Consider the following 14,414-nt stretch of genomic DNA (forward strand, 5'->3'; position numbering starts at 1 on the left):
TCAATCCCGGACGCGCCGGGACACCGCGGGGATCCACCCCTCCCGGGGGGGGGCGCAAACCGCCGTGGCGAAGGGCGGCAATAACCGCCCGGCCAACGCCACCCGCTCGCGGGGATCCACCGGGGAGGTCGTCTTGGTCTTCACCGGTTGTTTTGCTGCTGTTGACGGGCCTGGTTGGCCGCGTCCAGGGATTGCCGCGTTTGCTGTTGCGCTTGGAGGGTGTTCTGCAACGCTTGTTGCTGCTGACGCATCATCTGCATCTGTTGGAGCATCATTTGATTTTGCATCTGGATCATTTCCATCTGCTTTTTGGATTGGTCCTCGATTTGCCGCATCAACTCCTGGTTTTTCTTTTGGGTTTCGGTGACGTCCTTTTTGGTTTGAGCTTGTTGCTCCGGGGTTGCCACGGGGGGACGAATCCACCCCCCGGTCATCACGCTCAAGCGTCGGCGCACGGCGGTCGCGAAGCGATCGAACCAACCGGACTTTGCGGGGGCGGGCGCGGCGGCGGGCGCCGGGGGCGTTTTAGCTTCCGCGGCGGTGGGCGTCGATGCGCCTTTCGTGTCCCGGTCCGCGTCGGAGGCCGGAGCCCCGTCGGTGGCCGTTTCGGTCCCGTTCGTTGGTCCCTCGCCGCTCGGCGCGGCGGCGGGGGCCGCGGTGTCCTTCGAAGGCCGGTCGCAACCGGTCACGACCAAGGCGGCCAACACCGCCCACGCAAAAATCGCTGTTTTCATGATAATCCTCCCATGCGCATTTCCAACCGGCCCCGCGTATCCGGGGGTGTCCGATGGGGGGCCACGCTTTCATACGCCCCCAACATTTTATCGAAGTCGGCCGCGTAGCCCCAGAATTCCGAAACCGGCCGATCGTCGTCCAAAGGCAATCCCACGATTTCCCGTTCGATCGTCGCCGCGTTGGGCATCGGCCGGCGGGGCCCGAACACCGGGTGGATGTCCGGGTAGGCGATCCGACGAAAAGTATACCCCTGTTCGGCCGCAAAATCCAGGAGGTCCTCGGCGGTCCAGCCCTTCAGCCGCACCGGATAGGCGAAGAGCGCCGACCCGCCGCGATCGAGGGGCACCGCCCCGGGGTGGTGCAGCGCCGTCTCATAAACTTCGGCGCGGGCGCGGCGGGCGCGCAGCACGTCGTCCAATTTCTCGATTTCCGCGACGACGGTGCGCGCGTCCCAATCGGCGTCGGCCGTGCGGGCCAGAAACAAACGCCGAAACTCCCCCTCGAACCCATCGAGCAGTTCCCGGCGACGCCAGTCGCCGGCGGCCACGAAACCGGTCAACGCGTGAAAGGCGCGGAGCGCGGCCGCGGTTTCGGCCCCTTCGCCGGGGCGCAGGGGAGGCAGCGATTCGATGAAATCGCGGGCGCGGCGGGCGAGTTCGGGATCGTCGGTCATCACCGCGCCGCCCATTTCGAGCGGGATCATTTTGCGCACAAAGCTCAAACAGGCCATCGTCCCGACCGACCCCGCCGGACGGCCGTCGCGCTCCGCCCCGAGGGAAAGCGCGAGGTCTTCGATCACAGCCGCCCCCGCCGCCGCGGCCATTTTTTCGAGCCGCTCCACGTCGTCCATTCTGCCGAACATGTGCACGGGAACCACCGCCCCCACGCGGCCGTTGCATTCCCTCAAAACGCGCGCCACGTCCGTCGGGTCAAAGTTCGCGTCCGTCAGGTTCACGTCGGCGAAGACCGGGGTCCACCCCGCGAAGCGGGCCGCAAAAACAGGAATCGAGCACAGGACGGCGGGGAACAGGGCGGCGGCACCCGTCGGGCGGTCCAGCGCGCGCAGCGCCGCCGTCAAGGCGGTGGTGCCGCGGTTCGTTAAGACGCAAAAACGGCGGCCGAAGCGCCGTTGAAGATAATCCGCGACCTCCGCCCGGGCGCCGCTCATCGGCCCGGGAAAAGGGCGTCCACGTGGAAACCGGCTTCGGTCAACGCCGTCCTCTCCCGACGGGAAAACCCGTAACCCTGGCGGATTTTTTGCCGCAGGCGGGCGATGTCGTCCGGATCCAAAAGGGCCCGGCCGTGCACCACCCAGGGGGCGTGATCGTCGAAAAGTTTTTGAAGGCGGGAAAGCAGTTCGTCCCGTTGGTAGGCGTAGAGGTCGGCGTCGGGCTCGGTCACGCCGGGATTTTAGCGTTTATGGAAGGACGCCGGGGGCGGTCGCGAAAAGCGCCCGGACCAGCCAGGCCGAGGCGGTCAAGGCGGCGATAAAGCCCAACGCCGCCCCGAAAGCCGACCAGCGGTAACGACGCACCAGGGCGGCCGCCGGCAACGCCGAGACGACGAAAGGGTGGCCCGAATCCGGCGGAAAAGTGACGGTGTGCACCACGGGCCCGGCGGGCGCGCGCAGGGCGGCGTCCCGGGCCTCGGCCTCCACCACGGCGCGGGCGGCGTCCCATTCCTCAAGGCTGATTTGCCCGTCCCGGTCCGTGTCGAACCGGGCCAAAAGAGCGGCCGGATCGGCTTTCAATTGCCGCAGCCGGTCGTTCACCGAAGGCCCCCGCACCGTGCCGTCGAGGGACTGAAACCAGCCCAGAACCCGCAACGTTTCCTCCGGGACAATCAATTCCTCGGTGTAGCGGTAAGTGGGGGCAAACAGCGCCCCCAAAAAACCCGCGGGTTCGGCGAGCGGCGAGGGGGAATGCCCCCGCCACACGCGCCGGCGGGCGGGGATCACCTCCGCCCGAGCCGGATGCACGACGGCGAAGCCGGTTTCATCCTCCAACCCGAACAAATCCAAACTCCGCCCCTGGGAGACGATGACCCAACGGGAATTTTTTCCCGAGCGCTGGTAGCGCTCCACGCGGTAGGCGTACCAGAGGCACGGGGTGCCGGTGAGAGGGCAGACGGCGGTTTTGTTGCTGAGGGGGCGGGCGCGGCCTTCCAGATGGACGTCCCCCTGGGCCACGCTGGCGATTTTTGCCAGGGGGGTGTCTTCCACCGAACGGGCGCGCCGCCACCCCCGCCACGCCCAAAGACCGCCGGTGACCGTGAAGCCCCCGGTGAGCAGGGCGCCCAACACCAACCCGATGGCATCGTTGGACATCGGGCCGGGCGGCTATCTATTAAAGAGGGCCCCGACGCTGACGTCGGCGGTTTCGGTCGCGTCGAACTTCAACACCTCGAACTTTTCAAAGGAACCCAAACCCGCGATGAGGTTGTCGGGGAACTGCTCCAGACGCGTGTTGTTGATCGTCACGGCTTGGTTGTAGAGTTCCCGACGGTCGGAAATCGTGTTTTCCAATTGGGAAATGCGCGCGTGCAGGCTTTGGAAGGAGGCGTTGGCTTTGAGATCGGGGTAATTCTCCGCGACCGCGAACAACCCGCCCAGCACCCCGCGGAGTTGCCCTTCGGCGGTCCCGAGGGCTCCGACGTTGCCCGTGGACTGGGCCTGGGACACCGCCGCCCGGGCCCGCATCACCTTCTCCAACGTCTCCGCTTCGTACTTCATGTACTGCTTGCAGGTTTCGATCAGCTTGGGCAACTCGTCGTGGCGTTGCTTGAGGATCACGTCGATGTTGGACCAGGCCTGCCGAACGTTGTTTTTCACCCGGACCAGGGCGTTGTAAATCCCCACACCGTAAAAGAACACGATCAGCGCCGCGCCCGCCACGAATGAAAAAACCAACAATGTCATGGAATCCTCCTGGGAATCGGTTTTATTATGGGGTCAAATCGGAAACCCCGCAAGGCCCTTCACTCCGAAGGGGCCGCCGCGGGGGCGGAGGCGGCGCGTTCGCCCCTCAAATAGGAGGCGTGGATTTGGGCCCGATCGCCGCGCGCTTCGGGCCGTGTCGTGCGGACGGCGGCAAACACACGGTCGCCCCGAACCGTCGACCGATCGGTGGGTTTCCAGGTGAGCCGAACCGTGGCCGTGGGCGTCGCCGAAGAGAGGACCACCTCGACGGGCGAGGCCGTCAAGTCGGCGGACGTGTAAATGTCCGCCCGGACCGGGCCGGTCCCGCGAACGAGCGAAACGGTCGCCGTGCCGAGCACCCCCGGTTTCAGGGATTCGGGGCAAACCCAATTCACCCGGTAGGGAAGAACATCGTGGATTTCCCTTAAGCGGGTGATGGCCGACCCGCCGGCCAACATCCATTCCTTGGGCGGGTAGGGACCAATCGACCCGCGCAGGGCGCGCGGCAGGTCGTGCAGGAAAATGCCCCGCACGGGCCGTTGGTCTTGAAACCGTTCCACGGCGGCCAAGACGCGCTGAACCATGGCCTCGGGACCCGCCGGATCGAGGGTTTTTTGATGGAGGCGCCAGTCGAAGGTGTTGCCGACCACGAGGTTGAATGGAGCGCCCCGGGTGTAGGCGTTCCATTGTCGAACCAAGCCGCGGTATTGGGCCGCGTCGGCTTCGTACAACATGATGGCGTTGATGTCGATGCCCGCGTCGCGCATCATGGCCGGGTCCTGGCCGTGTTCCCACCCTTTTTGCCAGGACAAGGTGAACGCCCAAATGGGCTTTTTGCCGGCAAATCCCGCGGTGATTTGACGCACCACCGCCGCCGTCCGATGGGCCCGGTACCAGAACCATTGGTCGGAGGTCCGGTAGCGGGGCTCCGTCCGTTGATCGGCCCGCGGCGCCAGCATGCGACCCCGCCCGATCCAGACCATGCGTTGTTGCGGCGTCCAATCGTCGTACCCCGCCGGCTTTTCCACGCCCGGCATTTCGCGGACAAAATCGTCGACCAACTCCTGACTGCCAAAAACGGGGCGGATGTAGTCCAAACCGAGGAAATCGACGCCCTCGACCGCGGCCCAATGGTTCAGAATTTTCACGATGTCCCCGGGCCGCTTTTCCTCCCGGATGGAAACGCCGCGGCGCTTGGGCAAGTCCAAACCCGCGATGGCCTGGCCTTTTTGGTAGTGGACGCCGTATTGGTAATCGGGCGAATATTCCGGCGGGCCGCCCACCATGAAGGACAGGATGTAAACGCCCAGACGAATTCCCCGACGGTGGCACTCTTTGGCCAGGTCGGTCACCGGGCCGCGGGGGCGGGAATGCCAGGGAAAATCCGAAGGCAATTTCGCGGTGAACCCGCTCGATTCCGCCCCCTGGATCAACACCGTGTCCGCGCCGATGTAATCGGCCCATTCCGCCAAAGCGGAGAGGCGCGGTTCGCCGCCGTCGGGCCCGGCGAAGCGGGCCAGGGACCCCTGCCCCTCGAGCGTCAGCACGCCGAGCCCCGCCGGCACCGGGTCAAAAGTCCGCGACGCCAAACGGAAGCCGCTTTGGCGGACGGCGGTGATCCCCGACGGCAGAGCGGACGTGTCCAACCGCAAATTGTAATCGCCGTCGGGGGCGTTCCAGGGCACCGGCCAGCGCGCGCGCCAAATTCCGGACGTCGCGTCGTAACGCAGACGCACTTGGGTCAACACGCCGACGGTCTCCACCGGACGCCCCCCGCGTTCGACCCACCCGTGGAACGGCGCGGTCGACGCCCGCAGAGCGGCCGTGATTTTCGGGGAAGCCGGTTCAAGAAGGAACTCCACCAACGCGTCGTGGGCGTAAATTTCGCGGTCCGGCCGAAGCACCAAATCGAACTCGGGCGCCGCCGCCGGTCCGGCGATCAGCGCGGCCCCGTGGTTTTTCCAATAGGCGAACCCCGCAAGGGTCCCCGCGCAAAGGAGGAACCCCAGAATCGCCCCGCCGGAACGGAGCGCGCGCGGGATCCGCGCGAAAACGGTTTGAGGGTGGAAATTCCCTGGTTTCATGGAAGTCGGCGCATTATACTAACAACAGAATGAGCGTAAAAGAGGAACACATCCCCGGGCTCCTGGACGAACGCGCCCGCTTGTCCCCCGACGTCGTCGCTTTTCGGCACAAACCCCGGGCCGACGGCCCTTGGCGGAATGTCTCGTGGAAGGAATTCCGCGAACGGTCGGACGCCCTGGCGGGGGCTCTGTTGGCCCGGGGGTTGTCCCCCGGGGACCGGGTGGCCTTGATGGCGGCCAACGACCTTCGATGGGAACTGGTCCACCACGCCGTCGCCCGCGCCGGCGGCGTCCTCGTGGCGATCGACGCCCACGACCCGCACGACCGGGTGCGCCAAATCCTCGACAACGCGAAACCCCGGTTTTTTTTCGTCGAGCGGGTCGATCTCCTCGCCTTCCTTTCTTTCGAAGAAATCCGCCCTTTCGCTTGGATCGTGTCTTTCGAGGGGGAGACCAAGCGGTTTTCCCCGGCCGGGCCCGACCCCTGGACCGAAGACCTGTTCTCCCCCACCGCCCCCGTGGAGTTGCCCCCGGCGGACGGGGCGCGAACGGCGACGCTCCTCTACACCTCCGGCACCACGGGCGACGCGAAGGGCGTCGCTTACTCGCACCGGCAAATCGTCCAGGCCGTCCGGGCCATCGCCGACAATTACGCGGCCTTGGGGGCCGAGAGTCGGCTCCTCTGTTGGCTGCCCCTTTCGAACCTCTTTCAACGAATGACAAACCTGGCCGCGGTCCAACGGGGCTGCGAGACCTGGATCTGGGAAGATCCCCGGCGCGTCCTGGAGGGGGTGAAGGAGGTTCACCCGGACGTGTTCATCAGCGTGCCCCGCTTTTATGAAAAGGTGTACGCCGGCATCGAGGCCGCGATCGGCTCCCTGTCTTTCCCCCTGCGCGCGGTCGCCCGCCTGGCCATCGCCATCGGGGGCCGCTGGGCGGTGGCCGTGCGCGAGGGTCGATCCCCGGGGTGGGGGTTGCGGCTCGCCCGGGGGTTGGCCGATCGCCTGATTCTCAGGCGTCTTCGCCGCGTGATGGGCGACCGTGTGCGGTTCCTTGTCTCCGGGTCCGCGCCCATGCCGGCCTGGCTGTTGGAGTATTACCACGCCCTCGGTCTTCTCGTCTTGGAAGCCTATGGCCTATCGGAAAACGTGATCCCCGTCGCCATGAACCGTCCGGAACTCTACCGTTTCGGCACCGTGGGCCTCCCGTTGCCGCCAAACGAGATTCGACTGGGCTCCGCCGGCGAGATTTTCATAAAGGGCCCGGGGGTGTTCCACGGCTATCACGGGGACGCCTTGGTCCTCCCTTTCACGCCCGACGGGTTTTTCGACACCGGCGACAACGGGTCCCTGGACGCGGAGGGGTTTCTGACTCTTACGGGCCGGCGATCGGCGTTGATCAAGACCTCCACGGGACGGCGAATCGCCCCCAGCAAAGTGGAGGAGGCGTTCCAACGATCCGTGCTGATCGACCAGGCGGTGGTGTTCGGCGCCAACCACAAACGCCTGGCCGCCCTGGTCACCCTCGACTGGACGAAACTGCCGACCGAGGCCCGTCCCGGAACGGACGGCGTCATCCCCCCGCCCACGTGGGAAAGGATCAAAGAAGACCTCGCCCGCTGCGCGGCCGATCTGCCCGCCCACGAAAGGCCCGGGGGTTACCTGATCTTGGCGAACCGTTTTTCCATCGACGCCGGCGAGTTGACGTCCAACCTCAAATTGCGCCGCGGCAAAATCGAGGACCGTTACAAACCCTGGCTGGAGGACCTCTTCTCCATCGTGGACCGAACCGAAGGCGAGGGACCGATTTATTTGCCGTTGACGGAAAGCGCCGTCCGGGAAAAGCGCCTGGGCGCCCTGACCCCCGCGCCCCCCCCGCCGCGGGGCAGCGGGACCCGTTTCCGCCGGTTGCTGGCCATGGGCCTTCGGTTCGCCTGGAGCCGCCTGGCCGACCGTTTGCATTGGGGCGATCTGGGCGTGGCCTGGCGCGCGCGCCGTCGGCACGAGTCGTTGGTGCGGGCCGGCAACCTGCTCGCGAAGGAACTGGGCGCCCTCAAGGGCCCGGCGGTCAAACTCGGCCAAATGATCAGCTACGTGGCGCCCCAGGCGCCGGAGGCCCTGCGACGCTCCATGGCGACCCTGCAGGCGGCGGCCACCCCCCTGGCCGGACACCGCATTCGCGACATCGTGGAGGACAGCCTCCAGCGCCCCATCGACCGGGCCTTCGCCGAGTGGTCCGCGACCCCGATGGCGGTGGGCAGCATGAGCCAGATTCACCGGGCGCGCCTGCGCACCGGCGAGGAGGTGGTGGTCAAGGTTCTCTTCCCCGACATCACGCGCGTGATCGCGGCCGACCTGCACGTGCTCCGCTGGATCCTGCCCCTCCTCGGCCGGTTCGTCGGCATCACCAACGCGGGGGATTTGGTGGTGGAGTTGGGCCGGTTGTTCGCGGGGGAATGCGACCTGGAAGCCGAAGCCAAGGTCCAGGAAATTTTCCGGGCCATGTTTCGCGACGACCCCCGCGTTTTGATCCCCCGGGTGCACACGAGTCACAGCGGGCCGCGCTTGTTGACGATGGATTTTGTGAACGGCGTGTCCTACGATCGGTTCAAGGAGGCGGCGTCGCAAGCGGAAAAGAATCAGGCGGGGGCCGCGATTTTCGAGCTGGCGGCCCTTTCGGCCAACCGCTTCGGGATCTTCAACGCCGATCCGCACCCGGGCAATTACCTTTTCCTGGATGGGCGGGTGTGTTTCATCGATTTCGGGTTTGTCAAACGGTGGCCGGCGTCGTTCATCGAATTGTGGAAACAACAAAGCATCGCGGGCATGACCAACAACTTGACCGATTTTGAAAAGGCGACCCGCGCCCTGGGTTTCACCGCGAAACGCGGCCGGGTCAATTACAAAGCCCTGATGGAGCAATACCAGGCCTGCGCGTACAGGCCCTGGCGCCGGGACGGACTTTTCCGCTTCGACGCCGCTTTTCTCGGAACCATGGACAACCTGGTGGTCTACAGCGACCGGGTGGGTCGACTGCGGGTGCCGCCCGAATTCGTCGCCGTTTCGCGCCTCTTCTTCGGCCAATACGCGCTCCTTTGCGATATGGAGGCGGAGGCCAATTGGCACCGCCTCATTGTGCCCTATTTGAAATCCCCGATCGAACCCATGGACCACCTCGGCCCGCAACCGGACTGGGACCAGGCCGGTCGAAAGCTTTACGGACTGCGCCGCGAATAAAACGGAGGGAACATGATTGATCAGGACGCCTTAAAAAAAATTCTCGGCCCCGACCGCGTGGTGTCCGACCCCGCGGAGGTGGAGCGCCGCGCGCGTTGCCTCATTCCCGAAGTCCAACCCCCCGAAGTTTTCGTCTACCCCGGGTCCATCGAAGACATTCGGGCCGTCCTTCGTCTGGCCAACGAAAAAGGGTTCTCCGTTTGGCCCTGCGGCAAAGGGAAAAACTGGGGTTACGGTTCCGCCACGCCCGCCCGGGCCGGGGGCGCGGTGATGGTGCTGGAACGCATGAACCGGATTTTGGAGGTGAACGAAAAACTGGCCTACGCGGTGATCGAACCGGGAGTAACCTACCGCCAATTGCACGCGCATCTGGAGTCCCGCGGCGTCCGCCTCTGGACCGATTGCACCGACGGACCGGCCGACGGCAGCGTCGTCGGAAACGCCCTGGAGCGGGGCATCGGGGAGACCCCCTACGGCGATCATTTTGAGAACATCTGCGGCATCGAAGCCGTGTTGGCCGACGGAACCCTCGTGCGCACCGGCGGGGGGTCCCTGGAGGGCAACAAAACCTGGAACGTCCACAAATGGGGGGTCGGCCCGTACCTGGAGGGGCTCTTCAGTCAATCCAACTTCGGCGTCGTCACAAAAATCGGGCTCTGGCTCATGCCCACGCCGGAGCGGTTCGCCTCGTGCCTTTTCGAATTGCGTCGGGAGGAGGATTTCCCCCACTTGATCGACGCGCTCCGCCGCCTGGCCTTCGCGGGGGCGTTGCGCAGCAAAATCCACCTCATCAACGACGTGACCACCTTCGGGGTGGTGGCCAAAAACCCCCGCGACCTCCTGGACGGCGCCCCCTGCTTGACGGAGGAACGGCGGGCGGCCCTTCGGAAACAATTCAACATCGCCCCCTGGACCTTCGCCGCCGGGCTTTACGGTTCGGCGGGCCAGGTGCGGGCGGCCAAGGCGCTGATCCGACGGGAACTCGCGCCCCTGGGGCGACTGTGGTTCATCGGCGACACGCTCAACCGCTGGATCCGACGCGCCGTGGCGTTTCTCAAGAAACGACCCCCGGCAACGGCCCATCGGCTGTCCATGCTCCTCTTTCGAAAGCCGTTGGCCTGCGCGGCCGCCCTTCCCGAAATGCACGCCATCGAGCAGGGCCGGCCCAGCGATTATTTCGTGAAACACGCCTACATGAAACGCCACGGAACGAAACCCCCGGACACCGACATCGACCCCGCCCGCGACGGGTGCGGGGGCATCTGGGCCGGGCCCGTCGTGCCCCTGGAGGGGCGGGCGGTTGCGGGGCTGGTGGACCATTGCCGCGCGTTGGCGCGGCGACGGCAATTGGACATCAATTTCGCCCTGATGGTCTCGAACCCCCGCTCGGTCATCCTGCTGACGTCGCTGTTCTACGACAAGCGCGACGCCGAGGAAACCCGCCGGGTGCTCGCGCTTTACAACGAAATCGCGGAAACGACCCAGGCCTTGGGGTATCAACAGTACCGCACCAGCACCGCTTTCATGGGCCGGATTTACCGTACCGCGCCGGAGTTCCAGGCGCTGGCCGAGCGCCTCAAAACCGCGCTCGATCCCCGCAATATTCTGGCCCCCGGGAAATACGGCATCGACCCGAAATAAAAATGCATCTTCCCCGCCTCGCCCTCCTGCCGCCTTTCCTTCGGGAACTGCTCGCCCGCCGGACGTTGCGCCGCGAGCCGGAAACGGCCCTGGTCATGGACGATCCCACCGAAGTCGACGCCTACGTGGCGGGCGGCCACACCCCGACCATGGCCGGCACCTACCTCTTCATGAACGCGCACACCACGCAGACCGTGCCGGGTTGCCGCGCGGTCTTGGATCTGGGGTGCGGCCCGGCCACCCTGCTCTGCCAAATCGCCGCCATGAACCCGTCCATTCATTTCACGGGCGTGGACCTATCGGCGCCGATGCTCGCGGAGGCGCGGAAGACGGTCCAACGCCATCGGCTGGACAACGTGCGCCTGGTGCAGGGCGACATCACGCGCTTGACCGATTTCGGCACGGCTTCTTTCGACGGGGTCATCTCGTCTTTCGCGCTCCACCATTTGCCCCGCCGCGAGGATTTGGACCGGTGCTTCGGGGAAATCAAGCGGGTGCTGCGGCCCGAGGGGGCCCTGTTCATCAACGATTTTGGCCGGCTGAAATCCGTCAAGTCGGTGGTCCACATGGCGTACCTGACTTCGCGCGACGAACCCTACCTGTTCACGCTGGACAAGGAACGGTCGATGCGCGCCGCCTTCACCTTGGACGACTTCCGCGCCCTGGCCAAACGGCACTGGGGCGACCGCATCGAGGTGCGCGGCACGTTCAAGGTGCCGCTCGTTGTCCTGCTTCGAACGCCCCCGCGGCCCTTGCCCGAAAGCGTGGCCGAAGAATTTCGCGCCCGGCGGGAAGCCCGGCCCGCGCGCGAACGGAGCGACCTCGACGATCTCCGGTTCTTTTTCCGGCTCAGCGGCGTGACCGAGGACCCCTTCGGCCCCTTTTCCCCTTTGGCGGGGCAGATCGCGAAACTGCGCATGCTCGATTTTGCCACCCTGCCCGTCATCGGGACCGTGCACACCGCGCGGGTCACGCGCACCGTCCGGATCCTCCGCTTGGCCGCGCGCGTCCTCGGGCTTTGGGCGCTCTGGCGGGGCGGGGGGTTTCGGCGGTCCGCGGCGGCGCGGCGGCGCCGGTTTATCGTGCGCCTCGCCGCTGTCCTGCGGGAGGACCTGGGCGCTTTGAAAGGGCCGGTGATGAAATTCGGTCAAATGGCCAGCTATTTGACCGAGGACCTGCCGCGCCCGCTTCAGCGCGCGCTCCGCCCCCTGCAACGTCGTTCCCCCCCTTTGGACCCGGCGGTGATTCGGCGGACCGTCGAGGAATCCCTGCGTCGGCCGTTGGGGGAGATTTTCGCCGAATGGCACGACACGCCCATCGCGGCGGCCAGCGTCAGTCAATTGCATTTGGCCCGTCTGCCGAACGGCCGCTGGGTCGTCGTCAAAGTGCGCTACCCGGGCCTTCTCCGGGCGGTGAAATCGGATTTTTTCCTCCTCCGTTGTTTTGCCCCGCTGCTGCGCGGGCTGTGGGGGTTGCCCAACGCGCGGGAGCTTTTGGGCGAATTGGAGGAACTGATCACCACGGAATGCGATTTTCAAAAAGCGGGGGCGTATCAGGAGGAGTTCCGCCGGGCCTTCGCGGACGACCCGGACATGATCGTCCCGCGGGTGTACACGGATCTCACCACCCCGGATGTGCTGACCATGGATTGTGTGGAAGGAAAAACCTACGAGGAATTCAAGGCGTCGGCCACGCCGGAACAGAAAAACAAGGCGGCCGAGATCGTGTGGCGCATGGCGGCCGTTTCCATCAACCGGCACGGCCTTTACAACGCCGACCCGCACCCCGGGAATTATCTCTTCGTGGACGGGAAGGTCGCGTTCCTCGATTTCGGATTCACCAAACGGTTTTTACCGGCCTTTTTGGCCCTTTGGAAGGAACAGTCCCTGGCCGGATGCGCGGCGGATTTCGAACGTTTCCGCGATGTCAACCGCCGGTTGGGGTACGAGCGACCGGGGCGATCCATGGATCACCGCGCCATGTACGACACCTACCGCCGTGTCGTCTACCGGGCGTGGATGGACGACCGGTCCTTTCGATTCACGCGCGATTTCGTGCGTCAGGAGATTCGTTCCCTCCTGGCCTTGCAACGGGGCGCGAAGGGGGCCCTCCGCATGCCGGTGGAATTCGTCGCGATTCTCCGCCTGCTCTGGGGCCAGCACGCGCTCCTGGCCGACCTCGGCGCCGAATCCAACTGGCACCGCATCGTGTTTCCCCTGTTGAAAGAACCTTACACCCCGGTCTGAGCCCCGGGGCGGATTTTCCACCGCGCGAGGTAATAACGCACGATCGCGGGCAACACCGTGTCCATGGGCGGCAAAGGCACCCCCGCCGCTTCCAGGGTTTGTCGCGACCGCGTGTTGTCGAACACCAGCCGGGAACCCAAGTAACTCAAAAAATGTGGGAGGTTCTTGAATTGCGTTCGTTGTTTTTGGGGGCCCACCCGGGCCAACAGGGGCACCATCGCCTGGAAGAAGGCCCACGGAATGCGTCGGGGGTCGCGCACGGCGACCCCGTTCTCCCGGTAAAGCGCGGGCAGGCGCTCCACATAGGTTTCGAGGGGCCAGGCCCCGTCGGGGCCGGCGCTCAAATTCAAGACGCGGCCGATCCACCCCGGCCGGCCCAGCGACGCCGTCACGGCCCGCGCCACGTAATCGGCGGGAACCACATCCAGCCGGAACCCCGGCAAGCGGGGCACCCATCCCCCGCCCGCGCGGCCGCTCAACATTTCCATCAAGTGGTAGAAAATTTGGAAGCTCCGCACCCGGCCCGTTCGGGAATCCCCGACCACCATGCTGGGCCGGTGGACGGTGACCGGGAGACCGCCTTCGGCGGCCATCATCACTTGATCCTCCGCTTCCGCCTTGGAGGATTCGTAGGTGTTGTGGAAATCGCGGGACCCCAAGATCCAATCTTCGGGTAAAGGGCCCTTGAGCTTTCCACCAACGCCAACGGTGCTGATGTATTCAAATTTTTGAAGGGGGGCGACGGCCGCGAATTCCAAGGCGCGGAGGGTGGTGGCCACCGAGGACCGATGGGCCTCTTCGCGGGACATGTTGACCTTGACGTTGGCCGCCCCGTGGAGCATGTGGGTCGTCGTTTGGAGCAACGCGGTGTGATCCCGGGGCGAAAGGCCCAAATTCTCGGCGGTCACATCCCCCGCCACAGCGGTCACGCGCGCCAGTTGCTCTTCGGTCGCCCCGTCCTCTCGCCAGTAATCGCGCAGGTCGTCCAGCCGCTGGGGAACGGTTTGATTCGGGGCGGGCCGGAGAAGGAGCACGATCTCCCATTGAGGGTCTTTCAGCAACTCCGCGGCCACCGCGGAACCGATCACGCCGGCGCCGCCGGTGATGAGGATTTTTTTCATGGGAGAAAAGGAGAGGAAGGGTCCGCGAAGGATGGCACGCGCGGGGCGCGCCTCGCTTTAGCGAGGCAGGGTCTCCCCAGGCACTCCCGAATTGAAAATAAAATGCGTGCCGGGGGGGACTTGTCCTCCCCCGCGCCTTCGGCGCTCCGCCAGACCCGGCCGGTCCGCCTGCCGCCCGGCTTTCGCCGGGCTTTTCTGCCTTCCGTGGCAGCGGCGGACTCGGCTTCAAGTCCCCCAGTCATTCCGGTGGGGAAGATGCGTTCCAATATGCGTGCCTGGGGGGACTTGAACCCTCAGCCTTTGGCTCCGGAGGCCAACGCTCTATCCAATTGAGCTACAGGCACAAAATCAAGGTACATCTGGTTTCCGCGCTATCGCGCTCCAACCATTCCCTCCGCTCCCCCGCGTCGGTCACAGGCACAAAATGAAAGGTT

The 14,414-nt window shown here is 65.5% G+C and carries 11 protein-coding genes and 1 tRNA gene; 3 read left to right on the plus strand and 9 right to left on the minus strand.

The genetic code is table 11. The features are described from left to right. From IPI56_08760 to IPI56_08790, 7 genes are read right to left on the minus strand one after another with little or no spacing between them, the layout of a single operon-like run. Positions 1-144: a hypothetical protein gene (locus IPI56_08760; GenBank protein MBK7545815.1), complete on the minus strand. Its 144-nt coding sequence runs from the start codon at positions 142-144 to the stop codon at positions 1-3. Next, positions 141-734, minus strand: coding sequence for a hypothetical protein (locus IPI56_08765; protein MBK7545816.1), 594 nt, complete (start codon positions 732-734; stop codon positions 141-143). Before IPI56_08765 ends, IPI56_08760 begins: the two co-directional genes overlap by 4 nt. Continuing rightward, entirely contained in the window at positions 731-1,903 is a 1,173-nt protein-coding gene (locus IPI56_08770; GenBank protein MBK7545817.1) for a DegT/DnrJ/EryC1/StrS family aminotransferase, read from the minus strand. Before IPI56_08770 ends, IPI56_08765 begins: the two co-directional genes overlap by 4 nt. Then, positions 1,900-2,136, minus strand: a complete 237-nt coding sequence (locus IPI56_08775; GenBank protein MBK7545818.1) for a hypothetical protein — start codon at positions 2,134-2,136, stop codon at positions 1,900-1,902. Before IPI56_08775 ends, IPI56_08770 begins: the two co-directional genes overlap by 4 nt. Positions 2,137-2,152: 16 nt before the next feature. Beyond that, positions 2,153-3,061, minus strand: a complete 909-nt coding sequence (locus IPI56_08780; GenBank protein MBK7545819.1) for a hypothetical protein — start codon at positions 3,059-3,061, stop codon at positions 2,153-2,155. 12 nt (positions 3,062-3,073) lie between these two features. Next, complete coding sequence (locus IPI56_08785; GenBank protein MBK7545820.1) at positions 3,074-3,652, minus strand: LemA family protein; 579 nt, start codon at positions 3,650-3,652, stop codon at positions 3,074-3,076. 59 nt (positions 3,653-3,711) lie between these two features. Continuing rightward, on the minus strand, positions 3,712-5,736 hold the full coding sequence (locus IPI56_08790; protein MBK7545821.1) for a hypothetical protein: 2,025 nt from the start codon (positions 5,734-5,736) through the stop codon (positions 3,712-3,714). Between the two features lie 29 nt (positions 5,737-5,765). Between IPI56_08790 and IPI56_08795 the strand changes: the two genes are divergently transcribed. Genes IPI56_08795 through IPI56_08805 form a run of 3 tightly spaced genes read left to right on the plus strand, consistent with a single transcriptional unit; the run spans position 5,766 to position 12,859 of the window. Then, complete coding sequence (locus IPI56_08795) at positions 5,766-8,972, plus strand: AMP-binding protein (protein MBK7545822.1); 3,207 nt, start codon at positions 5,766-5,768, stop codon at positions 8,970-8,972. 12 nt (positions 8,973-8,984) lie between these two features. Beyond that, complete coding sequence (locus IPI56_08800; protein ID MBK7545823.1) at positions 8,985-10,613, plus strand: FAD-binding oxidoreductase; 1,629 nt, start codon at positions 8,985-8,987, stop codon at positions 10,611-10,613. A gap of 2 nt (positions 10,614-10,615) precedes the next feature. Further along, positions 10,616-12,859: a methyltransferase domain-containing protein gene (locus tag IPI56_08805; protein ID MBK7545824.1), complete on the plus strand. Its 2,244-nt coding sequence runs from the start codon at positions 10,616-10,618 to the stop codon at positions 12,857-12,859. On the opposite strand, the gene IPI56_08810 is transcribed toward IPI56_08805, so the two are convergent. Then, complete coding sequence (locus IPI56_08810; protein MBK7545825.1) at positions 12,844-13,980, minus strand: SDR family oxidoreductase; 1,137 nt, start codon at positions 13,978-13,980, stop codon at positions 12,844-12,846. The two genes, IPI56_08805 and IPI56_08810, sit on opposite strands and share 16 nt — an antisense overlap. Before the next feature lie 270 nt (positions 13,981-14,250). Continuing rightward, positions 14,251-14,324 (minus strand) — tRNA-Arg (locus tag IPI56_08815). Between the last annotated feature and the right edge of the window lie 90 nt (positions 14,325-14,414).

The sequence above is a fragment of the Elusimicrobiota bacterium genome (assembly GCA_016706425.1).
GTDB lineage: Bacteria > Elusimicrobiota > Elusimicrobia > FEN-1173 > FEN-1173 > JADJJR01.